This window comes from Cnuella takakiae (genome assembly GCF_001953305.1).
Taxonomy (GTDB): domain Bacteria; phylum Bacteroidota; class Bacteroidia; order Chitinophagales; family Chitinophagaceae; genus Flavisolibacter; species Flavisolibacter takakiae.
In genome coordinates, this window is record NZ_MTFE01000010.1 from 2,544,476 (window position 1) to 2,567,426 (window position 22,951).

General features: G+C 48.8%; 22 protein-coding genes. 15 read left to right on the top strand and 7 right to left on the bottom strand.

Features of this window, described 5'->3' with window-relative positions:
* The first annotated feature begins 200 nt into the window (after positions 1-200).
* The 3 genes from BUE76_RS11145 (at position 201) to BUE76_RS11155 (ending at position 1,411) form a co-directional block, all read left to right on the top strand.
* Positions 201-581, top strand: a complete 381-nt coding sequence (locus BUE76_RS11145; protein WP_073046253.1) for a VOC family protein — start codon at positions 201-203, stop codon at positions 579-581.
* Positions 582-595: 14 nt separating this feature from the next.
* Positions 596-949 (top strand): septal ring lytic transglycosylase RlpA family protein, encoded by a 354-nt coding sequence (locus BUE76_RS11150; protein ID WP_073046255.1) that lies wholly within the window; start codon positions 596-598, stop codon positions 947-949.
* 144 nt (positions 950-1,093) lie between these two features.
* The gene (locus tag BUE76_RS11155; RefSeq protein ID WP_073046257.1) at positions 1,094-1,411 is read left to right on the top strand and encodes a carboxypeptidase-like regulatory domain-containing protein; all 318 of its coding nucleotides are present in this window, start codon (positions 1,094-1,096) and stop codon (positions 1,409-1,411) included.
* Positions 1,412-1,600: 189 nt separating this feature from the next.
* Here the strand turns inward: BUE76_RS11155 and BUE76_RS11160 are convergent, their stop codons facing one another.
* A complete protein-coding gene (locus BUE76_RS11160; RefSeq protein ID WP_073046259.1) occupies positions 1,601-2,314 on the bottom strand; it encodes a head GIN domain-containing protein in 714 nt (237 codons plus the stop codon).
* Positions 2,315-2,498: 184 nt separating this feature from the next.
* Here BUE76_RS11160 and prfB point away from each other — a divergent pair.
* From prfB to coaD, 7 genes are all read left to right on the top strand, one after another.
* Positions 2,499-3,594 (top strand): peptide chain release factor 2 gene (gene prfB / locus BUE76_RS11165; RefSeq protein WP_394333540.1). Its coding sequence is split into 2 segments (ribosomal slippage): positions 2,499-2,546 and positions 2,548-3,594, totalling 1,095 coding nucleotides; the frame shifts between segments, so codons are not numbered across the junction.
* A 104-nt stretch (positions 3,595-3,698) separates the two neighbouring features.
* Positions 3,699-5,342: an L-glutamate gamma-semialdehyde dehydrogenase gene (gene pruA, locus BUE76_RS11170; protein WP_073046261.1), complete on the top strand. Its 1,644-nt coding sequence runs from the start codon at positions 3,699-3,701 to the stop codon at positions 5,340-5,342.
* Between the two features lie 331 nt (positions 5,343-5,673).
* The gene (locus BUE76_RS11175; RefSeq protein WP_073046263.1) at positions 5,674-6,282 is read left to right on the top strand and encodes a porin family protein; all 609 of its coding nucleotides are present in this window, start codon (positions 5,674-5,676) and stop codon (positions 6,280-6,282) included.
* Positions 6,283-6,391: 109 nt separating this feature from the next.
* Positions 6,392-7,075: a porin family protein gene (locus BUE76_RS11180; RefSeq protein WP_073046266.1), complete on the top strand. Its 684-nt coding sequence runs from the start codon at positions 6,392-6,394 to the stop codon at positions 7,073-7,075.
* Between the two features lie 226 nt (positions 7,076-7,301).
* Positions 7,302-7,820 (top strand): bifunctional pyr operon transcriptional regulator/uracil phosphoribosyltransferase PyrR, encoded by a 519-nt coding sequence (pyrR, locus tag BUE76_RS11185; protein WP_073046428.1) that lies wholly within the window; start codon positions 7,302-7,304, stop codon positions 7,818-7,820.
* 90 nt (positions 7,821-7,910) lie between these two features.
* The gene (locus BUE76_RS11190; RefSeq protein WP_073046268.1) at positions 7,911-8,840 is read left to right on the top strand and encodes an aspartate carbamoyltransferase catalytic subunit; all 930 of its coding nucleotides are present in this window, start codon (positions 7,911-7,913) and stop codon (positions 8,838-8,840) included.
* Between the two features lie 13 nt (positions 8,841-8,853).
* Positions 8,854-9,348 carry a pantetheine-phosphate adenylyltransferase gene (gene coaD / locus BUE76_RS11195; RefSeq protein ID WP_073046271.1) on the top strand — a complete coding sequence of 165 codons (495 nt, stop codon included), beginning with the start codon at positions 8,854-8,856 and terminating at the stop codon, positions 9,346-9,348.
* Between the two features lie 53 nt (positions 9,349-9,401).
* On the opposite strand, the gene BUE76_RS11200 is transcribed toward coaD, so the two are convergent.
* Positions 9,402-10,016 (bottom strand): NUDIX hydrolase, encoded by a 615-nt coding sequence (locus BUE76_RS11200; RefSeq protein WP_158069957.1) that lies wholly within the window; start codon positions 10,014-10,016, stop codon positions 9,402-9,404.
* A gap of 119 nt (positions 10,017-10,135) precedes the next feature.
* Here BUE76_RS11200 and pyrE point away from each other — a divergent pair, with 119 nt between their 5' ends.
* Entirely contained in the window at positions 10,136-10,771 is a 636-nt protein-coding gene (pyrE, locus tag BUE76_RS11205; protein WP_073046275.1) for an orotate phosphoribosyltransferase, read from the top strand.
* 22 nt (positions 10,772-10,793) lie between these two features.
* Positions 10,794-11,150, top strand: a complete 357-nt coding sequence (locus BUE76_RS11210; RefSeq protein WP_073046277.1) for a heavy-metal-associated domain-containing protein — start codon at positions 10,794-10,796, stop codon at positions 11,148-11,150.
* Positions 11,151-11,193: 43 nt separating this feature from the next.
* Here BUE76_RS11210 and BUE76_RS11215 read toward each other — a convergent pair whose 3' ends face one another.
* The 4 genes from BUE76_RS11215 to BUE76_RS11230 all read right to left on the bottom strand — a co-directional run bounded on the left by BUE76_RS11215 (position 11,194) and on the right by BUE76_RS11230 (position 15,830).
* Complete coding sequence (locus BUE76_RS11215; RefSeq protein WP_158069958.1) at positions 11,194-11,652, bottom strand: NDR1/HIN1-like protein; 459 nt, start codon at positions 11,650-11,652, stop codon at positions 11,194-11,196.
* A gap of 1,127 nt (positions 11,653-12,779) precedes the next feature.
* Entirely contained in the window at positions 12,780-14,438 is a 1,659-nt protein-coding gene (locus BUE76_RS11220) for a M56 family metallopeptidase (protein ID WP_073046281.1), read from the bottom strand.
* A gap of 1 nt (position 14,439) precedes the next feature.
* The gene (locus tag BUE76_RS11225; RefSeq protein ID WP_073046283.1) at positions 14,440-14,823 is read right to left on the bottom strand and encodes a BlaI/MecI/CopY family transcriptional regulator; all 384 of its coding nucleotides are present in this window, start codon (positions 14,821-14,823) and stop codon (positions 14,440-14,442) included.
* Positions 14,824-14,921: 98 nt separating this feature from the next.
* A complete protein-coding gene (locus tag BUE76_RS11230) occupies positions 14,922-15,830 on the bottom strand; it encodes a sterol desaturase family protein (protein ID WP_073046285.1) in 909 nt (302 codons plus the stop codon).
* A 203-nt stretch (positions 15,831-16,033) separates the two neighbouring features.
* Here BUE76_RS11230 and BUE76_RS11235 point away from each other — a divergent pair, with 203 nt between their 5' ends.
* The 3 genes from BUE76_RS11235 (at position 16,034) to BUE76_RS11245 (ending at position 20,330) form a co-directional block, all read left to right on the top strand.
* A complete protein-coding gene (locus BUE76_RS11235) occupies positions 16,034-16,555 on the top strand; it encodes a DUF4142 domain-containing protein (protein WP_073046287.1) in 522 nt (173 codons plus the stop codon).
* Positions 16,556-16,746: 191 nt separating this feature from the next.
* The gene (locus tag BUE76_RS11240; protein ID WP_073046290.1) at positions 16,747-19,326 is read left to right on the top strand and encodes a cation-translocating P-type ATPase; all 2,580 of its coding nucleotides are present in this window, start codon (positions 16,747-16,749) and stop codon (positions 19,324-19,326) included.
* 59 nt (positions 19,327-19,385) lie between these two features.
* Positions 19,386-20,330 (top strand): 1-phosphofructokinase family hexose kinase, encoded by a 945-nt coding sequence (locus BUE76_RS11245; protein WP_073046292.1) that lies wholly within the window; start codon positions 19,386-19,388, stop codon positions 20,328-20,330.
* A gap of 62 nt (positions 20,331-20,392) precedes the next feature.
* Here BUE76_RS11245 and BUE76_RS11250 read toward each other — a convergent pair whose 3' ends face one another.
* Complete coding sequence (locus tag BUE76_RS11250) at positions 20,393-22,651, bottom strand: sodium-translocating pyrophosphatase (protein ID WP_073046294.1); 2,259 nt, start codon at positions 22,649-22,651, stop codon at positions 20,393-20,395.
* Positions 22,652-22,951 lie beyond the last annotated feature (300 nt).

The window sequence follows — 22,951 nt, forward strand, 5'->3', positions numbered from 1 at the left end:
AAAGGGTGTGAAGTGGTGTTACAACCAGGAAAACACTAATGTTAAATTTCAAAAGGCAAAGGTTTGCTTGCTGCTGTAGCAGCTATCCTTTTACATTTTGACACCAATCAAACTTTAATTGTATGAAACGCTCCAATACATTTGTACCCTGCCGGCTAAGTTTTCCTTTATCTTTTTTCCTTACCAACAGGTAACTATTTATGGTAATCAGTCATATTGCATTGTATGTTTCCGACCTGAAAAGGAGTACTGCTTTTTATGCTGGTGTACTTCAGTTGCAACCTTTGGAAGAGCCATTCAAGTTGGGCATACACAGCTGGTTTTCGTTGGGCGATAGGTGTCAGTTGCACCTGATTGCAGGTGCCAGGCAGGTACCGGCATTGCACATCAACCATCACCTGGCTTTACGCACCGACAAGTTTGATAACTATCTGGAACGCCTAACCGAAAATAGCATAGAATACTTTACTCCCGACCATCAACCCAATACCGTATCTGTGCGACCTGATGGTATCCGGCAGGTGTTTTTCCAGGACCCGGATGGCTACTGGCTGGAGTTGAACGATGAACCTTTAACCTGAAACAGTATACGAACATGAAGGTGTTGCCTTGTTTGCTTTTGGTGCTCTTGGTTGTCAGTTCTTGTGCCCAACCGCTGGTGGAGCAAGGTGCCGCATCTTATTACGCCGATAAGTTCAATGGACGGAAAACCGCATCAGGAGCTATTTTCCGCAATCGCAAGAAAACGGCTGCACATAAAACTTTGCCATTTGGTACCCGCGTCAAGGTTACCAATTTGAAGAATGGCCGCTCGGTAAAAGTGCGGATCAATGATCGGGGTCCCTTTGTTAAAGGCAGGATCATTGATCTGTCTAAAAAGAGTGCGCGAAAGATCGGGATGTTACGGGACGGCGTAAGCGAAGTTCGCCTTTCTTACAAATTGAAGTGAGATTTCGTTGGATAAGTGACACTAACTCCTACCTGTACTCTTTATTGTGTGGAAGGTTGCATTTTTTATTTGGCACAATAGTTGGCAAGAGCTGCCCGGTTTCCGGAAGCCACTATCCTTAACACTTAACCAAATACAGCAGTCATGAAAATGATCCTGAAAAGCACCACTGCTCTTGCACTTGCGTCTATAGCTCTTTTTTCTTTCAAGCCCCATACTGCATCAAGCCTCAAAGGCAAAATTGCACCTGCTGAAAGTGTTGGTACCGTTTGGGCCATTGCAGGCACCGATTCGTTGAAAACAAGTGCTATCGAAGGCGAGTTCAGCTTTGCTGAAATCAAGCCTGGTACTTATAAGATCGTAGCGGAAGCAAAAGCTCCTTACAAAAACCTGGAGAAAGAAGGCGTTGAAGTAAAAGAAGGCGAAACCACTGACCTGGGTACCCTGATGCTCCAACAATAATTTAGGATATAAAAGCCTGCCTTGCATTTGTGACGATGCAGGGCAGGCTTTTTATTAATATTTCAAAGTAATAAGATAAATCGGGTACAACGGAAAACAATGTACGAACCACAAGTACCACGGTTGATTATTGTACTTTGAAATGAGGCTGTTTTCGATAATGATATTGGTATCATCCGTAACAAAAGTTTAGTAGGCCTCCACCTGGCCGCCACCGCTGGTAACGATTTCTTTTGTTCCGGGGTTTCCTTTGTAACGGATGCGTGCACCCCTGGTAGCTTCTGCAAAAAGCATATCTGAAACATGAACAGTAGCCTGTGCGCCGCCGGAGGCTGAAATGTCTACTTCGATTGCCGTTGTTTCTGCGGCTTGCAATTCGGACCCACCCGAAAGTGTTCCAAATAAATTATTCGTTTGTCCTTTTATCCACAACCTGGAAGCTCCCGAAAGGTCAAACTGGGTTTGTATGGATGTACCTTCCACCCTTGCTTTTGATCCACCTGATAACACCATTCTGAGGTTAGCGGCATTATTTTCAAAACCTTTTATTTCCCCTTCAGCAGCCCCGGACAGCACAACGGAAGACAGCTGCGGCAGGGTTATATCTATTTCCACCACATCGCGCTGGATGCGGTTGCGCTCAAAGTCAAACTCCAGTGTATTGCCGGGTTTCATCTGGAGGCGCAAATCATCAATATCCCGATTACAACCCTGGGCGCTAATGCTAAAAGTTTGGCCTTTAGTAATGTTCAGGTGAATGGCACTGCCTGCAACAATACGGCTGAAGCCTGTTTCAGTATAGGTTCGTGTCGTGTTTCCATCGCAGGGTTTTTCTTTTTCGCAGGCACCCAGCAGGAGGGTGGCGCCCAGCAGGGCGGAAAGCAGCAATTTATTTTGGTACATGGTTAAGGGTTTTATAAGCAGTTCATGGTTTTGCAGGCCCAAACGGGCTGCAGGTGCGGACAAAACTACTTGCGGCACCAGTCCTGGTCAAGCATAAAGAGGACGAGCGGCAAGGCTTGTTAAGCTTTTTGATAAAATGATTGCCGGAACTTTGATATGACCGTTTGGCCTAAATTTGCGCCCTATGACACAAGAGCATATTAAAGATATGAGGGACCGCCTCCTGGTCCTGAGGAGGTTTCTTTGACGTCGAGAACCGCCGCTTCAAAATAGAAAATGACCGCCAGCTGTCGCTGGCACCCGGTTTTTGGGATGATAATGCCCGTGCAACCGGCATCCTGAAAGAAATCAAGCTGAACGAGTTCTGGATTGACCTGTACACCGAAACGGAAAATGCAGTAGAGGATTTCGCTGTGCTGTTCGAATTCTGGAAAGAAGGAGAGGGCGCTGAAGAGGACGTGAAAGTGGCTTATGAAAAAGCACTTGCAGCCCTTGAAGAAACGGAGTTCAAAAGTACCCTCAACCAGCCCGAAGATGAGCTGCCTGCCGTATTGCAGATCAACTCGGGAGCGGGTGGTACCGAAAGCCAGGACTGGAGCGAGATGCTGGCCCGCATGTACCGCATGTATGGCGAAAAGCAGGGCTGGAGCGTTTCCATCCTTGATTGGGTGGATGGCGATGGTGCCGGTATCAAAACCGCCACCCTCCAGTTTGAAGGGCCTTTTGCTTACGGTTTCCTGAAAGCCGAAAGCGGGGTACACCGCCTGGTGCGCATCTCGCCCTTCGATTCCAACGCCCGCCGCCACACTTCTTTTGCTTCGGTATTTGTATACCCGCTGGTAGACGATACCATCAATATCGAAATAAAGGACAGCGAGGTGAAAATGGAAACCGCCCGAAGTGGTGGCGCCGGTGGGCAGAACGTAAACAAGGTGGAAACCAAGGTAATGCTTACCCACTTGCCTACAGGCTTTGTGGTGGTGTGCCAAACAGAGCGTACCCAGCTGGGCAACCGCGAAAAGGCCATGCAGATGCTGAAGAGCCGCCTGTACGAAGAAGAACTGCGCAAACGCGAAGAGCTGAAAAATGCTGCCAACGCCAGCAAGAAAAAAATTGAATGGGGTTCGCAGATCCGCAGCTATGTGTTTCACCCGTATAAAATGATCAAAGATCACCGTACTGATTACGAGGTTGGCAATATCCAGCCTGTAATGGATGGTGAACTGGATGGTTTCATCAAAGCTTATTTGATGCAGCAGAAAGAAGAAGAAGCCGCGTGATGAGTAATGAGTAATGAGTAATGAGTAATGAGTAAGTAAAGAACATCTACTCATCACTCATTACTCATCACTATTCATAATAGTAAAACACAAAATCCTTCCATATGAGCTTAGGAACTTTTTCCTATCCCATGCCGGTAAATGAGCCGATACACAGCTATGCTCCCGGCAGTGCGGAGCGTAAAGCTTTGCAGCAGACACTTAAAGAACTAAAAAGCCAGCAGGCAGATATACCCATGTATATTGGTGGGGAGGAAGTGCGCACCGGTAATACCGTAGCCATCAACCCGCCGCATGAGCGCAACCATGTACTGGGGCATTTTCACATGGGTGATGAAAGTCATGTGCAGCAGGCCATCGATGCAGCACTTGCTGCTAAGGAGGGCTGGGCCAATATGAGTTGGGAAAGCCGTGCCAATATCTTTTTGCGTGCTGCCGACCTGATCAGCGCCAAGTACCGGTACCACATGAACGGTACCACCATGCTGGGTCAAAGTAAGAATGCCTTTCAGGCAGAGATCGACAGCGCCTGTGAACTGATTGACTTCCTGCGCTTCAACGTACACTACCTGAGTGAGATATATAAGCAACAGCCGATTTCCGCACCCGGTATGCACAACCGTTTGGAATGGCGGCCACTTGAAGGTTTTGTGTTGGCCGTTACGCCATTCAACTTTACCGCTATTGGCGGCAACCTGCCTGCCTCTGCTGCGCTTTGTGGCAACGTGGTGGTATGGAAACCTGCCAACACCCAGGTGTATTCGGCGCAGATGTTTATGAAGATTTTGAAAGAAGCCGGATTGCCGGATGGTGTAATCAACCTTATTTATGTTGATGGTCCTACCCTTGGCAAGGTAAGTTTTGCACACCGCGATTTTGCTGGTGTACATTTTACCGGTTCCACAGGTGTGTTTAACCAGATGTGGAAGACCATTGGTGAGAACATTCCCAACTACCGCTCTTACCCACGCATTGTTGGGGAAACCGGTGGTAAGGATTTCGTAATTGCACACCGCTCGGCTAAAGCTGAAGTAGTAGCTACCGCTCTGCTGCGTGGCGCTTTCGAATACCAGGGGCAGAAATGCTCAGCCGCTTCCCGCGCCTATATTCCTTCCAACCTGGCAGCGGATGTAAAGCGTTTGCTGGTAGCAGGGGTAAACTCATTTAAAATGGGCAGCACCGAGGAGTTTGGCAACTTCATCAATGCTGTGATTGACGAGCGGAGCTTTGATAAGATCGCAACCTATATCAATAATGCAAAACAGGATGCCAACGCCTCGATCCTTGTAGGTGGTGTTTGCGATAAAACTGAAGGCTACTTTATTCAGCCAACCGTTATTGAAGCGAAGTATCCCAAGTATGTTACCATGTGCGAAGAAATCTTTGGACCCGTGCTCACCATTTATATTTATGATGAACACCAGTTTGAAGCCACGCTGGAATTGGTTGATACTACGTCTCCTTATGCATTGACCGGCGCTGTAATAGCCCAGGATCGTTATGCTGTGGAACTGGCTACGCAAAAGCTGCGCAATGCTGCAGGTAATTTCTACATCAACGATAAACCTACGGGTGCCGTTGTTGGGCAGCAACCTTTTGGTGGTGCCCGTGCATCGGGTACAAACGATAAGGCCGGTTCTGCGCTTAACCTTTACCGTTGGTTGAGTGCACGCACCATCAAGGAAACTTTTGTTCCACCAACCGATTACCGTTATCCTTTCCTTTTGGGGGAAAGTGAAGGAATATAAATCAAAGCTGCTTCGGCAGCTTTTTTTTATGCACGCAGCTTTTTGACAAACACGTTTTTCCATGCAATTTGTTCCTGATGCGCTGCAATTTTTCTACACTGTAGTGCTTATTCTTCATGTACTGCTATGTTCTTTACTCAATTGAAATTGCCTGTAAATTTTTTAGCACTCTTTACTTACAGGTAGCAGTATAAAACCTTCTGGACCTCCGTTCCTTACCTACGCTTTTTTCAGGTAAACACACAAGGGTACACGTGAGACGGCATGTTTACATATGGAGAAAAAATAAAATGGTATCGCATTTGTATAGATGAGAGCAAAGAATTCACAAATGAAAAAGACCAGTTTATTCCTTGTAGGAATAGTATGTGCCTTCGCCTCCTTTGCTCAGTCGAAACCCCATTTTGGTTTGAAGGGTGGCCTGAATATCGGCACCATGAAATTTTCCAACGTAAGTAAAAACAATATGGATCCACGCTTTGGTTTTCACCTGGGTGGAACCGCACACATTCATATTACCGATGCTGTTGCTATTCAGCCTGAATTATTATACTCTACCGAAGGCGCCAAGCAGAAAGTAGGCAGGGGTGAAGAAGTGACCTGGAAAACCGATTACATCAATGTGCCCATCATGCTGCAATACATGTTTGACAATGGCTTCCGACTGGAAGCTGGTCCGCAGTTTGGCCTGATGGTGAGCGGGAAGAGTAAAGACCAGGATGGTATTGAAGCCAACGAAAGCGACTTCTTCAAATCAGCTAATGTATCGCTCGGCTTTGGTCTCAGCTATCTTTCCTACTCGGGTGTAGGTGTAAGCGGCCGTTATAATGCAGGGCTGAGTAATGTGTTGGAAGATGGCTATGGCACCGGAAAGAACAACACCTTCCAAGTTTCGCTTTTTTACATGCTCGACAAAAATCATAAACGTAAATCCCGCTAATCATTGCGCATAACCTGGGCCGTTGAAGAAGGCTGGGTAAAACCTTCCTCTGCCATCATTTTAATATCGGCCCCTTATTTGTTACCAAAGTTTTAGAAAAACACCAATTATGAAAAGAATCTGTTTGTTCGCGTTGGCATTGGCCACAGGCGTTGCTGTAAATGCACAGGATGCTCCCAAGTTGAGAACCGAAATGGCTACCAAACCTTTTTTGGGTATTAAAGCTGGTGTTAACTCGGCCCGTCTCGAAATCGATGATGATGGTACTAATGCCGCAGGTTACAACACCAACAACAAAACCTCGCTGCACGCCGGTGTGTTTTACCAAATTCCTGTTTCCTCCGCTTTCCGTATTCAGCCCGAACTGATCTACAACATCCAGGGTACCAAGGTGAATGCAATCTCCTCTACCGATCCAAACCTTTCCGGTTTGAACGAGATTGACCTGCATTACATCTCTGTTCCCGTGATGTTGCAGTTTGTAAGCCCCGGTGGTTTTACCATTGAAGCAGGTCCCCAGTTCAGCTTCCTGTCAAGTGCCAATGGCGACCGTGCCAACAATGGTGGTGAAGTAAACCTGAAAGACGGTGACTATGTAAAGAAAGTTGACTTCTCAGTAGGTGGCGGTGTAGGTTATACCACCCGTATTGGGCTCGGTGTGCATGCCAAATATGTACATGGCTTCACCAATGTTTGGGCCAACGAAAACAGCCCCATGGCTGGTTCAAATATGCAGTGGCGCAACCGTAACCTCCAGTTTGGATTGCATTATATGTTTGGCGCTGCCAAATAAGTTCACATGTCATTATAATGAAGGCCGGTATGTACCGGCCTTTTTTTTATGCCCGTCATGGAGCCAATGGAAATGGTTTTGGGGAACATGGCTGCATGATCAACAACCAGAGCATAGAGCATGATAAGTATTAGCTCAAACTTGTAACCTGTTTACTTTATTACAGGTGTTCACCCAAGCAACTTATAGTGCCGGGTTTACCTATTTTTACGCAAAATTTCAGGTATTGAAAATCATTCTGGACCACCAGCAAATCGAACTGGTTATCAAGCGGCTGGCCCACCAGGTGCTGGAAAACCACAGCGATAGCAACGATACGGTACTCATCGGCATCCAGCCGCGTGGTATTTTCCTTTCCGACCGGCTGCACCAGGAGCTATGCCGGTACTCGGCAACACCGCCACCTTATGGTAAGCTCGACATTACCTTTTACCGCGACGATATCCGCAAACAGATTCATGTGCCCAACCATACCGATATTCCTTTTTCCATTGAAGGCAAGAAGGTGGTACTGGTGGATGATGTGTTGTATACCGGTCGTACTATACGGGCTGCCCTCGATGCGTTGATGGATTTTGGCCGGCCTGCAAAGGCAGAATTGCTGGTGCTTATTGATCGCCGGTACAGCCGGCAGCTGCCCATCCAGCCCGATTATACCGGCAAAACTATCGACTCCATCGTTTCCCAACAGGTGAAAGTAAACTGGAACGAGGGGCAACATGAAGTGGTTCTGGTAGACCAGTAGGAGCTTTTAGGTCCGCCTGTTTGTTCCGGAAAAACAACAGGTTGGAACAAGGCACAACCCGAATCTTTTATCCTTTAACTTTGGCCTTTAATGACGCTTTCTACTCGACACCTGCTGGGTATCAAAGACCTTACACCACAGGATATTTCTCTTTTGCTACAAACCGCGCAGCAGTTCAAGGAAGTGCTGCAAAGGCCCATTAAAAAAGTGCCCTCCCTGCGGGATATTACCATCGTCAACCTTTTTTTCGAAAACTCTACCCGTACCCGGATTTCTTTTGAACTGGCGGAGAAAAGGCTTTCGGCCGATACCATAAATTTTACGGCTTCGGGTTCTTCGGTGTCCAAAGGAGAGACCCTGCTGGATACGGTTAACAATATCCTGAGCATGAAGGTGGACATGGTGGTGATGCGGCACAGCGCTTCCGGGGCGCCGCATTTCCTGGCCAAACATATTCCTGCCGCCATCATCAATGCAGGCGATGGTATCAATGAGCACCCCACACAGGCCTTGCTGGATGCCCTGTCGATGACTGAAAAACATGGCTCCCTGGAAGGTTTGAAGGTGGCCATTATCGGCGATATCATGCATAGCCGGGTGGCACAAAGTAACCTCTACCTGTTAGGAAAAATGGGCGCGGAAGTGACGGTTTGTGGTCCACCCACCCTTATTCCAAAGCACCTGGCTGAAGCCTTCAACGTGCGGGTGGAATATAACCTGCGCAAGGCACTTGAATGGTGCGACGTGGCCAATGTGCTGCGGATTCAGCTCGAGCGCCAGAACCAGGTGCTCTTTTCCACCCTGCGGGAGTATAACCTCAGCTATGGCATCAACAGGCGCCTGCTTGACAGTCTTGGCAAGGATATTACCATTATGCACCCGGGACCAATAAACAGGGGCGTGGAGTTGGACAGCGATGTTGCCGACTCCGGCCAATCCATTATTTTACAACAGGTGGAAAATGGCGTGGCCGTAAGGATGGCAGCCCTTTATCTGTTATCCAACAGGCAACAGGCCTGATAAACTAACCCGTATGGAACGCATCTGCCTTTTTCCCGGCACTTTTGACCCCATCACTTTTGGCCACCTCGACATCATGGAGCGTGCGCTGCCCTTGTTTGATAAACTGGTGATCGGTATTGGCGTAAATGCCAATAAAGCGCCCATGTTTGCGCCGGAGCAGCGTGCCGCCTGGATCAACGAGATCTTTGCACACGAGCCCAAGGTGGAAACCGTCATTTACGAGGGACTTACTGTTGACTGCTGCAAGCGGATTGGCGCCAGCTATATCCTGAGGGGTATCCGTTATGTAAATGATTTTGAATACGAAAAGGCCATTGCCGATATGAACCGGAGCCTGGACCCTGGCATAGAAACCATTTTCCTGACCTGTTTGCCAAAATATACCTCCGTTGCATCTACCCTGGTGCGCGACGTAATCAGGCATGGCGGCGACGTGAGCCAGTTTGTTCCCGATGCGGTGCTTCGGGCCATACAGGCACCTCCGGTAAGGCAATACGTAATTTGAAAATGGAATACCATGAAAAAGGCTGCACTTATAAAAGGTGCAGCCTTTTTTGTTTACAAAAGGGGAGCAGCCTCGCTTATAACATCGGCAATAGACGGGTGGGTATTGGTGAGGTAGCCTGCCAGTTTTTTAGGATCAACCCAGATGCAGGCTTCAATATCTTCTTCCAGCTGGGGTTGCATGGGGCCGGTGTGTTGGGTGCGCATCAGGTACCAATGCGATTCTTTGAGGCAGTGTTGCCCTGCCATAAAATAAGTATGGTAGGTAGGAGACAGGGGCTGGATGATACTTAGCTGGCCCACGCCTGTTTCTTCCCCTACTTCCCGCACAGCGCAGGTGGGTAGGTCTTCGCCGGGGTCCAGCTTGCCCTTGGGCAGGTCCCATTTGCCTTTTCTGTAAATCAGCAATACTTCACCACTAGCGTTTTGCACCAGCCCGCCAGCAGCCTGTATAAAGGCAAAATGTGCCTTTGCCGCTTCCAGCAACAGTGCCGTATCGGGAGCTACCAGGTAAACACTTGGGCTTTGCCCGATGGCTTTTTTGGCCGTTTGCATATCGGCTTGCTGTGTGAACGGAATAACAGGGGCAGCGTGTTGTCCCGTTGTGTTTGCGGGGGGAGCGCTGGTCAGTACCAGTTTTTTGGGTCCAAAGTAAAGGGTATACTCCATCCTCAAATGTAGGATGGTTCTGCAGGCCGGCGCATTCATGGGGATAAAAGGGTGGCTGCGCGGGATAGAATTGCGCTGCAAATGCTTGTGTGCTTTTGCCCGCACCCTAACTTCGCCGCATGACAGATGCCGTTGTTACCGCCGAAAAGCTGCTGCAGATAGATGCAGTAAAGCTGAGCCCAACCCAGCCTTTTACCTGGGCCAGTGGCTGGAAAAGCCCCATTTATTGCGACAATCGCAAGGTGTTGTCCTTCCCCTTTGTTCGTGATTATATAAAAAGCGAGCTCTGCAATGTTGCATTTGAGCAGTTCCCCGAAGCCGACCTGATAGCGGGCGTAGCTACGGCCGGCATTGCCTGGGGAGCGATGGTTTCAGACCAGTTGAAGCTGCCCTTTATTTATGTTCGCCCCAAACCTAAAGAGCATGGATTGGGCAATCAAATTGAAGGTGGCTACCAAACCGGTCAAAAAGTAGTAGTAATTGAAGACCTGGTGTCCACTGGCAAAAGCAGCCTCCAGGTGGTTGAAGTGCTCCGTGCGGCAGGTCTGGAAGTGGTAGGTATGATCTCTATTTTCAATTATCGTTTTGATGCCGGCAAAGATGCTTTTGAGCAGGCCGGCGTGAAACTGATCTCGCTGACCGACTATCCAACCTTGTTGGAATTGGCTCAAAAGAAAGGGGTAGTGCAGGAGGATCAGCTGGAAATTTTGTTAAACTGGCGTAAGGATCCTGCATCCTGGACAGGTCTTTCATAATTTCAGCTAATAAATAAGCTCCATGAAAAAACTCTTTTTCTCCCTGCTTGCCCTAGCCTGGTTTGCAGTAGGCCAGGCACAAACGAAGGCGGTACTGACAACCAAAATATCTACTCCTTCTGTTCAATGCGAAATGTGCAAGAAGAAAATCGAAACTTATCTCAAAAGGTATGATGGGGTGAGTCTGGTTAATGTAAACGTCAAAAAGAAAGAAACAACTGTAAAGTACCTGACCGACCGGATCAACGAAGAAGAAATTAAAACGGCCATCGCCAATGCAGGGTATGATGCCGGTGATGTAACAGCAAATCCTGACTCTTACAAGCGATTACCTGTTTGTTGTAAAAAGCCTGAAGACGGGGGAGGTATGAAAGAATAATAAAAAAACCAGCCAAAATGGCTGGTTTTTTTATGTGGTTTATTTACAGGTTCAGGTCAAGCTTATGTTTCCCCTGGTACTTAATGTCTTTACTTACAAAGATTCCCCCTTTCCCAACTCTAACCGACCCATCAGCCCGCACCAGTATTTCTTTATTTAGAATATCACTCGCCTTTAGTTTCAGTGCTTTTGCAATTGGTACACTCCCCTCAAGCGGTATAGCAAATTCTGCATTTTTTTTGACCTCCACACCTGTCGGCTGTGTAAACTGTCCTATATAGGTCGAATCAAAATAGACATTTACCGCACCTTCTTTAACATTAACGCCAAAGCCATTAGGGTTAAAATACACAACGCTGATTCCAATCCTGGCTTCCTGAAGTCCCAGGCTCTTTACCTTAAAATCTGAAATGCGCCGAAACTCTGGCTCTTTGACCTTGGTACATCCAATCAATAAGAACAAAGAAAAAGAAAGTAACGTTATGTTGAATGCTTTTACCATTGGCATAAAGGTGTCAAAAACTGTGCATAATTGAACGCAAAAGGAAAAAAAATTTAAAAATTATTACTAAAAAAATTAGCAATAAACATTATCTCAATGAATTAAATAATTGGCAATTTTTTTAGTGTTTCAAAACCTGATTATTTAATTAAAAAACAATTACTTATAAGCTTTAAATAATAAAATAAATGAAGATATATAGGAATATTAAGGTCACAATATTTAGAGAGAAAAAAGGACATGTAAAATAATAGATTATGCGGTATAATTGATTGATTCATAAGGATTTGCAAGTTTTTGTCATTATTAGTGTATATAAAAAATAAAAAAGCAAAAATTTTTTGTTAATGTCAAAAAATTATAAACAGATAATTAATAAAAAATATTATCAAATATGTTTTATGATATTTGTACACTTATTTATTTTAAGAAACCATATAAAATTTAATAAGATGACCTAACTAGCATTATTATTTTTACATCATACTCTAGAGTTGATCCATTTACCTACTTATATTTAATTGGATATATTTTTCTAAATCAATAAAGGATATAGATTGCTGCTTTTAGTTTTAACTTCTCTCAGTTCAGTTTGTGTTTTGTATTAATTTTTATCAGTTATTAGTTATTTTAATTTTATTATAGTTTGGGTGGGGTTTAAATTACCTGTTAAGCGTGTAGGAAACAACTTGTCGCAAGAGTGACCCTCTTTCCCAAAGGGCTCAATAAACCAAACAGGAATGGTTATGGGTGTTGTAAGAAGATTGGTGCTTTAAGCCAAATACCCTATTTAGTAAGCAGGCTGTTCATTTTAAGTAAGAGCCCTGTTAAAATGGCAGGAATAAAAGGCAGGTATTACCTTGTTAATTAGTCAGGTACTAATACGATATAATAAGATTATAGAAGGGAGTGGGAAGCATTCAACGGTTCACCTGGCGGATGCTGGATGCTTCAACGATGTAGCTTCATTAAGTAGAACTCAGGTAGAATTTATCAAAAGCGGGACTTAACCTGTTACTGGGCAGCTGCGGGAGCATGAAACAAAGTGTGCATTTAAAAGCCTGACTTTACCCAATAAAAAAAGACGGTAAGTACCGTCTTTGCAATATCCTGTGATCTTGATTGATTTAAAACTTTACTACAGGTCTTATCCTGACTTCCTGCAGGCTATCCAATGACTGCTGAATGTGTTCTTGCAGGTTTGCTATCTGCCGCACGGAATAATCGGGTAAAACAGGGTTGCCATGTTGGTTTCTTTCCCTGTTCAGTTGGTTCAAAGCCATTTGCAAAGAATTCATCAGGCTATCCAGGCGCATCTGCTGCCGGGCATTTCCAAGATACTGGTTAATCTCATCCCAGTTGGTTTGGTGGTACCTGCTGGCCAGGTTATCGGCCATTTGCTTCCAATTGATGGCGGCAAGTTGCTCCTGGTACTGCTGGTGTGCCTCTGCTTTCTCCTGTTCATTCAAGGCATCAGCCATCTGGGCTTCCATCTTCTCCCACTCCAAAGTAGCCAGCGCTTTTTGTGTAGTCATTACCGCCTCATTAACCTGTTCTTTTTCCTGGGCTGCCAACTGGTCCATAGGGGCTTCGGTATTTACAACCTGTACAATGGGCGGAGGAGGTGGCGCCATGGGTTGTAGTTCCGGATCAAGGAATATAGGTTCCGGAGGTGGGCTGTTCAGTGCAATAGTTTTTTGGTTGTTTTGTTTTTTAAATGGCTTTAGGGGAGCATCAGGGGCGAGCATTTCTTCGTCCTGGTGGGCCAGTCCAAAAGGATTGGCAAAGCCATCGAGCATTGAACTGCCCTTTTCTGCCCTTGATTGCTGCTTTATGACCAGCAAAGAGTGCAGGGCAAGCAGGCAAAGTGCCGAGGCCAAAAGCCCGGCAAAATGGGTGAATTTCAGGCGAGGGAGCTTGGCGGGCTGTCCTACGATTGCTTCAATCCGGTTGAGCAGCTGGCTTTTGCCTGTAGCTGCCAGTGCCAGTTGGGGCAGGGGAGCCGAAAGTTTTTCCAGGTGCAGCAAAGCGCTGGCATAAGCCAGCCGGTCGTAGCCAAACTGCAACACCATTTTATCGCAGCAGCCTTCGCGGCCGTCTTCGGCTACCCGCACAAAAAGCCGAACAAAAGGGTTGAAATAAAGCAGGGTGTGTACAATGCTGATCCCAATATTGACCAGGAAATCGAAGCGGCGGATATGGGCCAGCTCGTGCAGCAGGATGGCCTCCGCCTGTTGGGTGCTCAACTGGTTGAAGCTGGCAACGGGCAGCAAAATCAGGGGTTTGAAGTAACCAATGGTAAGAGGCGACTGTACCAACGCCGACAGGTAAACCTTTGCGGGTTTGCGCAAGCCCAGGTGGGCGCCAACCCTTTGAACAAAGAGCCGGTACTGTACCGGCGCCTTGGCCAGCTGGCTGCGGCGGAGGTGGTGAAGCAGGCGCCAGTTGTGCAGCAGCCTCGATACAGGGATGAACAAAACAACAATATAGGCCAGGGAAGCGGCGGTGAGGGTAGCCGAAAACCAGGCCGTATCACTCAGCCTGCCCAAATTGAAGGGGGCGCTAACCTTAAGTGTGCCGGTGTAAAATAAATAAAGGCTCCCGGCAAAACCAGCAAATGCCAGCGCAAGGGAACCCACAGCAGCCCGGTACTGAATACCCGGGCCCAAAGGCCGGAACCGCCGAGCCAATGCAAACAAACACCACAAAATCCCCACCTGCCAAAAACTGTTAAGGGTAGCCCATCCAAGGGCCTGCAGTAATGCCGATTGGCTGAAACCGGTCATGCTAATTCTTTTTGAGGTTATCCAAAAGCTTTTGAATCTGTTCCAGTTCTTCAGGGGTGGCTTTTGCCTCGGTATTGCCGAGGGCCTGAAGGATCAGCTGGGTGGAAGAGCCTCCAAACAGGGTATCGATCATTTTGCCCAAAATATGCTTCTGGGTCCTTTCTTTATTCACCGAGGCCTGGTACACATGGGTGCGCATGCTTTCATCGCGCTTAACCAATCCTTTTTCATGCATGATCTGCATCAGCTTGAGGGTAGTGGTATAGCCTACGTCCTTGGTTGCGCTCAGCGATTCGTGAACATCCCGCACGGTGGCCAGTCCTTTCTCCCACAATATCTGCAGGATCTCCAATTCACTTTCCGTTGGTTTGATGTATTTGTTCATGACCCGTGGTTTTGCCTTACGAATATACGATTTGCTTCGTACGATGCTTAGGGTAAGTCCTTATTTATATTTTTTTAACATGCAACAGCCTGCATGCGCTATTTGAATGGTTGTGACGAAGGAGTTGGTTCTTTTGTTACAGTAAAACGCTTTTTTCTTAAATCTTCCGCTGTTGCACCCAAACCATCGTGTCGCCAACCAGGAGGCGCCAGGAAGTAGCGGATGCCTGTTTTCAAGGAACCTGACCTGCGGGCCAGGGAAAAAAGCTCACCCCAGGTTTTGAAAGCCACCCTTATGGGATTGAAGGAACCAATATTGGTGGTGAGACCATAGGTTGGTTTTTCTTCCTCGGGCTGAAAAGTTTTGAAAAGCCGGTCCCAAATAATGAGCACACCGCCGTGGTTGCGGTCGAGGTATTTGGCATCGCTGCCATGGTGTACGCGGTGGTGCGAGGGTGTATTGAAAAAGAATTCCAATGGGCGGGGCAGCCGGTCAATCCATTCGGTATGAATCCAGAACTGGTAGATCAGGCTGATTTGCTGCATGAACAATACATAAATGGGCGGAAAGCCTGCCAGTGGCATCCAGGCCCAGAAAAGAAAGGCGCCGGTAAGGTTGCCGGTCCAGGTTTGCCGTAAAGCTGCTGCCAGGTTGTAGTGCTGGCTGGAATGGTGCACTACATGCGAAGCCCAAAACCAGCCCACCCGGTGGGAGCTGCGGTGAAACCAGTAGTAGGAAAAATCATCGGCAAAAAACAACAACACCCAAAACCACCAGGTGCCGGAGGCTAGGGTGAAAATGCGGTACTGGTATAAAAAGGAAAAAATTCCGAAGATGATGGCCTTGGTGATCAGCCCGGTGAGCACATTGCCAATGCCCAGGGCAAGGCTGCTCAGGGTGTCCCGGGTGTGGTACTGATGTTTTTGCTCTCGGTAGGCCAAATAAGCCTCTATGCTCAGCAGCAAAACAAAAAAAGGGATGGCATAATATAATATGGCAGGCGGCATATTCAAATGTAAAAAATACCAGGGGTTGAGTGGCTGTCCATAATAGGCGTGCTTTGTTTTGGGGCCTCTTGACAAAATATTTCAGTTGTCGTGCAATAAAAAATACTAAGCTGGGCAGGGCGGCTGTAGCATAGTATTTGTAAATGGCAATAGTCCCTGCAACAAACCGGATTTTTTTGTTAACCATAAAACACCCTTCGTGTATGAAACACTTCCTGACCATTGGCGCTTTGAGCCTGGGCCTTTTATTGACCGCATGCGAAAAAGCAGACAATGATGAAGACAATGTCAGCGCACAGGACCGCAACTTTGTTGCCGAGATGACCCTCTCCAACCGTACCGAGATTGCCCTGAGCAACATGGCCCTTAACATGGCTACCAACGATTCAGTCCGCCAGTTTGCACAACAGATGATAACTGAGCATACCGCTGCCGATGCGCAACTGGCCGACATTGCCGACGACCTCGACATCGACTTGCCTGCCGATTCGCTGAACGCAATGGGTACTACCATGCGCACCACCCTGATGGGATTGAGTGGCCGTGCTTTCGATTCGGCTTATATCACCGGACAGGTACCTGCACACCAGGCTTCGCTGGCAATAGCCCAAACCGAAATCAACGCCGGAACCAGCGGACAGCTGCGCACTTTTGCCACCGATATGGCGCCCAAGATCCAGATGCACCTGGCCATGGCTGATTCCATTTCGACTCGCTTCCGTTAAGATTTTTCAGGTGTATTGCACCGTAAAGATGGGCCGCACCCTAGGGTGTGGCCTTTTTTTATGCCCTCTGTTACTAAAGCAAATAAAGGCTGCCTGTTGTGGCAGGGCGTTTTTATAGGGATCAATCTTTCCATTTGCTCCCTGGTTTTATACATTATATATGTAATACCTTGAACGGGTAAACCCCGCTTATGGAATGGTATCAATACCCGGTACAGGATATCTGGAAAGCAATGGAATCAAGGCCCGAGGGTTTGGATGAAACAGCAGTACAGGAGCGCCTTGAACAGTATGGACCCAACAGGTTGCAAGAGGCCAAACGCAAATCGGTACTGGCCATGGTACTGGGACAGTTTAAAGATTTCATGATCATCGTGCTGCTGGCAGCAGCCTTTATTTCGGGTATCCTGGGCGATATTGCCGATACCATCGCCATCGTCCTGATTGTTTTGCTCAATGCTATTCTTGGATTTGTGCAGGAGTACCGTGCTGAAAAAGCCATGCAGGCACTCCGGCACCTGGCCGTGGCTCACTGCCGGGTGTTGCGCGGTGGCAGGGTAGCCGATATTTCAGCCGATAACCTGGTTCCCGGTGATGTGGTGTTGCTGGAAGCCGGCGATGTGGTGCCCGCCGACCTCAGGCTGGTAGTTGCCAATGCCCTGAAAATTGAAGAAGCTTCCCTAACCGGCGAGTCGGTGCCCAGCGATAAAGCAACTGAACCTTTGCCCGAAGACAATCTTCCTTTGGGCGACCGCAGCAATATGGCTTTCAAAAGCACCCATGTAACTTTTGGAAAGGGCAGGGGGGTGGTCATTGCCACGGGCATGCAAACTGAACTGGGCCGCATCGCCTCCCTGCTGGAAGTACCCGAAGTGCAAACACCCCTGCAAAAACGCCTGGCTGAGCTGGGCCGCAAGCTGGCCTTTTTGGTTCTGGTGATCTGCGTGGTGGTTTTCCTGTTTGGTTTGTGGCGGGGCGAGCAACCCATTACCATGTTGCTGACGGCAATTTCCCTTGCAGTTGCAGCCATACCCGAAGCCCTGCCTTCGCTGGTTTCAATTTCACTGGCCATTGGCGCCCGCCGCATGGCCCGCAAAAAAGCCCTGGTACGCAACCTGCCTGCAGTGGAAACCCTGGGTTCGGTCACTTATATCTGTACCGATAAAACAGGCACCCTCACGGAAAACAAGATGACCGTGGAAATGATCTTTGCCGATGAAAGGGTGCTGGATAAAAATCAATGGGCCGGGCAAACACTAAGTGCAAGGGAACAGGACCTTTTAATTGGAATGGCGCTCAATAATAATGTCAGCATCGGCAAGGATAACGAAGTAAACGGCGACCCAACCGAAGTGGCCTTATACCGGATGGCGCATTCTGTGGGCTTTGACAAGGAAAACCTGGAGCAACAATTTCTGCCCGTGGCAGAAATTCCTTTTGATTCGGACCGGAAATGTATGACCACCATTCATAAAGACGGTAATGGGTACCGGGTGCTGACAAAAGGGGCTGCCGATGTATTGTTGCAACAGGCAAAGACCGGGTCGGGTTTGGAAGGGTTCAGCCAGGAGTATGAAAAATTATTAGGAAATGGCTTGCGGGTGCTGGGCTTTGCCCAGAAATTCCTGGATGAGCTTCCTGTTAAAATCGACCCGGCAAGCATAGAAAAAGACCTGGCATTTATAGGGCTTGCCGGCATTATCGATCCACCGAGGGAAGAAGTAAAAGCCGCCATTGCCGAATGCACAGGTGCAGGCATCCGGCCGGTGATGATAACCGGTGACCACCCGCTTACTGCCCACAACATTGGGGAGCGGTTGGGTATGGTTGGCCCCGGTGCGGCTGTGCTCACCGGCACCGACCTGTCGGGTATGAGTTCCGAAGAGTTGAAACAAAAAGTGCCCCAGGTACAGATCTATGCCCGGGTGTCGCCGGAACAAAAGCTGCATATTGTTTCGGCACTCCAGGCCAACAACCAGTTTGTGGCCATGACCGGCGATGGGGTAAATGATGCACCTTCCCTCAAACGCTCCGATATCGGCGTGGCCATGGGCATCACCGGTACGGAGGTATCCAAAGAAGCCGCCGACCTCATCCTGCTGGATGATAATTATGCCACCATTGTAAAAGCGGTGCGCAGCGGCAGGAGGATTTACGACAATATCCGCAAGTTCATCAAGTATGCCATGACCGGCAACACCGGTGAGATTTGGCTGATTTTTCTCGCGCCTTTTTTTAATCTGCCCATCCCGCTCTTACCCATACATATTTTATGGATCAACCTGGTGACCGATGGCCTTCCCGGGTTGGCGCTGGCTGCCGAGCCAGCCGAGCACAATATCATGCAACGGCCGCCCCGCCATCCGAAAGAGTCGGTATTTGCCGGCGGTATGGGATACCATATTATATGGGTAGGGCTGTTGCTGGGTTCGGTGAGTATCGCCACACAGGCTTTGTTCATCCACCAGGACAATTGGCAAACCATGGTTTTTACAGTGCTTTGTTTTAGCCAGATGGGGCATGTTTTTGCCATCCGTTCCGATTATGCCTCGCTTTTTAAACAAGGTTTATTTTCCAATGCGCCCCTATTTTGGGCGGTGATGTTTACCCTTGGTTTGCAACTGGCAGTTATATATGTGCCCTTCCTGCAGCCGGTGTTTCATACCAGGCCGCTTAGCCTGAAAGAACTGGGAATTGCATTTGCATTATCGTCCATCGTCTTCTTTGCTGTGGAAATAGAAAAGGCGCTTAGGCGTGCCCGTAATAAGTAGTAGCACCATCTTCTAAAATAGATCAGCCGGAAGGATCAGTATTAAAACAAACTTCGCACATGTCGCAAATTGTAACCCTTACTTTAAGTCCCGTCATAGATAAGAGCACCGCTGTACCTGCCCTGGCGCCCGAAAAAAAGCTGCGTTGCAGCGAACCGAAATTTGAACCGGGTGGAGGGGGCATCAATATAGCCCGGGCCATCCGCCAGCTGGGTGGCGATGCACTGGCCATTTACCCGGCAGGTGGTCATTCTGGAAAATACCTGGAATCTTTGCTTGACGCTGCCGGCATTACTTCAGTTGTGGTACCTACCGCAGCACCAACCCGCGAAAACCTGATCGTGGTGGAAGAGGCTACCAACAACCAGTACCGTTTTGGCATGCCCGGCGCTCCGCTCAGCCCGGCCGAACTGGAAGCCTGTATAGCGGCTGTTGAATCCGTTCCGGAAATGGAATACCTGGTAGCCAGCGGCAGCCTGCCTCCGGGTGTGCCTGATGATATTTTCGCCCGGCTTGCTGCAATTGCCAAAAAGAAAGGTGCCCGTTTCATTGCCGATACTTCGGGCGAGCCCCTGCGGGCAGCTGCCCGGGAAGGAGTGTTTCTGCTAAAGCCCAACCTTGCGGAATTAAGTTCCCTGGTTGGCCGCGAGGAAATTCACCTGGAACGGGTCGACGATGTGGCGCGGGAACTTATTGCCCAGGGCGGTTGCGAACTGGTAGCTGTTTCACTGGGCCCCTCGGGCGCCGTGCTGGTGAACCCCGAATATGTATATATGGTGACGCCACCCCCGGTACGCAAACGCAGTACGGTTGGCGCCGGCGATAGCATGGTGGCCGGGCTGGTGCTGGCCCTTGCCGAAGGCAAATCCCTGTCCGAAGTTTTGTGCTTTGGCGTGGCTGCCGGCACCGCTGCCACCATGAACCCCGGCACCGAACTTTGCCACCGCGCCGATGTGGACCGGCTCTTGCCAAAACTGCATGTGCAGCGTTTACGGGAACTTTAAAGGGGTAAAAGGAAAGCCCCCACTTACGCGGGGGCTCTTGTTCTTCTCACAAAGCAGAATATTTATTTATACATAACGGCGGTGCCGCTCGTTGCAACTGGGGTCTTTGTAGCAATAGACCGCTCCTGTTTTGTATTCGCTGCTTCGGCGCCGGAATTATTTTCACCCGCGTAAATACCGGCAAGGGTAGGGGCAATAACAAGGGACACGATGGACATCAATTTGATCAGGATGTTCATGGAAGGACCTGATGTGTCTTTGAAGGGATCCCCAACGGTATCACCTGTCACCGAAGCCTTATGCGGATCGGAACCTTTGAAATATTTCTGGCCGTTAATATCTACGCCTTTTTCAAAGCTTTTTTTGGCGTTGTCCCAGGCACCACCGGCATTGTTCTGGAACATGCCCATCAGCACACCGCTCACAGTGGCACCTGCCAGGAAGCCGCCCAGTGCTTCGGGGCCAAGCAAAAAGCCAATAATGATGGGAGAGATGATGGCAATGGCGCCGGGCAGCATCATCTTTTTGATGGAAGCTTCGGTGGAGATGGCCACGCATTTGTCGTACTCCGGGCGGCCCTTGCCTTCCATGATACCGGGAATTTCGCGGAACTGCCGCCGCACTTCCTCTACCATCGCCATAGCCGCTTCACCTACGGCACGGATGGCCAGGGAAGAGAAAATAAAGGGAATCATACCCCCTACAAACAGGGAGGCCAGCACATCGGCTTTATAAATATTGATGCCGTCCATCTCCAGCCCATTGGCATTGATCACCCCAACATAGGCGGCAAAAAGCGCCAGTGCGGTAAGGGCTGCCGAGGCAATGGCAAAGCCTTTACCTGTAGCAGCGGTGGTATTACCAACGGCATCAAGGGTATCGGTTTTTTCCCGCACATCTTTAGGCAGTTCGCTCATTTCGGCAATGCCGCCGGCGTTGTCGGCAATGGGACCAAAAGCATCAATCGCCAGTTGCATGGCGGTCGTGGCCATCATACCCGCAGCAGCAATGGCTACACCATATAAACCTGCCAACTCGTAAGAGCCCCAGATACCGGCAGCCAGTACCAGGATGGGGAGGAAGGTTGATTCCATACCCACAGCCAAACCACCGATTACGTTGGTGGCATGTCCGGTACCCGACTGGCGTACAATGGACATCACAGGGCGTTTCCCCATTGCGGTATAAAACTCTGTAATGATACTCATGAGCGTACCCACAACAAGGCCAACTACGATGGCGCCAAAAACATCACCACGGGTAAACTCAAAACTGCGGAGGTACATATTGCCTTCGGGCAAAATGAAAATACAGAGCAGGTAAGAAGCAATGGCGGTGAGCACAATGGAACCCCAGTTGCCCAGGTTGAGCGCACGCTGCACCACCGAAGTGCTGATGCCCGCGCTATCGGAAATGCGCACAAAGAAGGTCCCGATGATGGAAAAAAGGATACCTACCCCTGCAATCAGCATGGGCAGCAGGATAGGGGCATAACCATTAAAAGTGTCGTTAAGTGCCGCACCATTGCTGTCTGTAACCTCGTGGCCCAGCACAATGGTAGCCAGCACGGTAGCTACATAAGAACCGAAAAGGTCGGCACCCATGCCTGCCACGTCACCCACGTTGTCGCCTACGTTGTCGGCAATGGTGGCGGGGTTGCGTGGGTCATCTTCCGGGATGCCGGCTTCTACCTTACCCACCAGGTCGGCGCCCACATCGGCAGCCTTGGTATATATGCCACCACCCACACGGGCAAAAAGCGCGATGCTTTCGGCACCCAGCGAAAACCCGGTGAGCACTTCAATGGCGCGGGTAACTTCTTTTGCCGTAGCCAGCGCGTCGGGTGCAAAAAATTTGATGAGTACGATAAAAAGTCCGCCCAGTCCAAGCACTGCCAGGCCGGCAACACCCATACCCATCACGGCACCGCCGGTAAAGGAAACCTGGAGGGCTTTGGAAAGGGATGTGCGGGCTGCCTGCGCCGTGCGTACATTGGCCTTGGTGGCTGCACGCATACCAATATAACCGGCAAGTGCGCTAAAGAAAGCGCCGAGGATAAAGGCCACGGCAATGCTCCAGTGCGACTCTTCGCTGCGGCTACCCATAAAGCCAAGCAGCGCAGCCACGATGATTCCGAAATAGGTAAGGATGCGCCACTCGGCACGTAAAAAGGCCATGGCACCTTCGGCAATGTACTGCGCTATTTCGCGCATACGGTCGGTGCCCGCATCTTGTTTGCTTACCCAACTGAATTTCCAAAGGGTGTACAGCAGGCCCACAAGGCCCATTAAGGGAACGAGATACACGAGGTTAGAATTCATGTGCGATAGGTTTGTTTTAAATCAAGCCAAACACGCCACAATAAAACAGTAAGGAGCATCAGCAAGCAATCGGGTAAGGGCTGGTGGTTTCGGTACTGGTTGGCAGGTGGTGGTTTGGTTAAAAATGGATGTAACCAAAGATAGGGGAAGCCAACTATTAATATAATGACTTGTTAAAATCCTTGAAAGCCTTTACCCTGCTGCATTTGAGCCGATTTGTGGATAAAAAGCAGTCCTTTGCCACCCACTGAAAACAAATGTTGGTTTGGATTTTACCATGTGGTAAATGCCTGGTTGGTT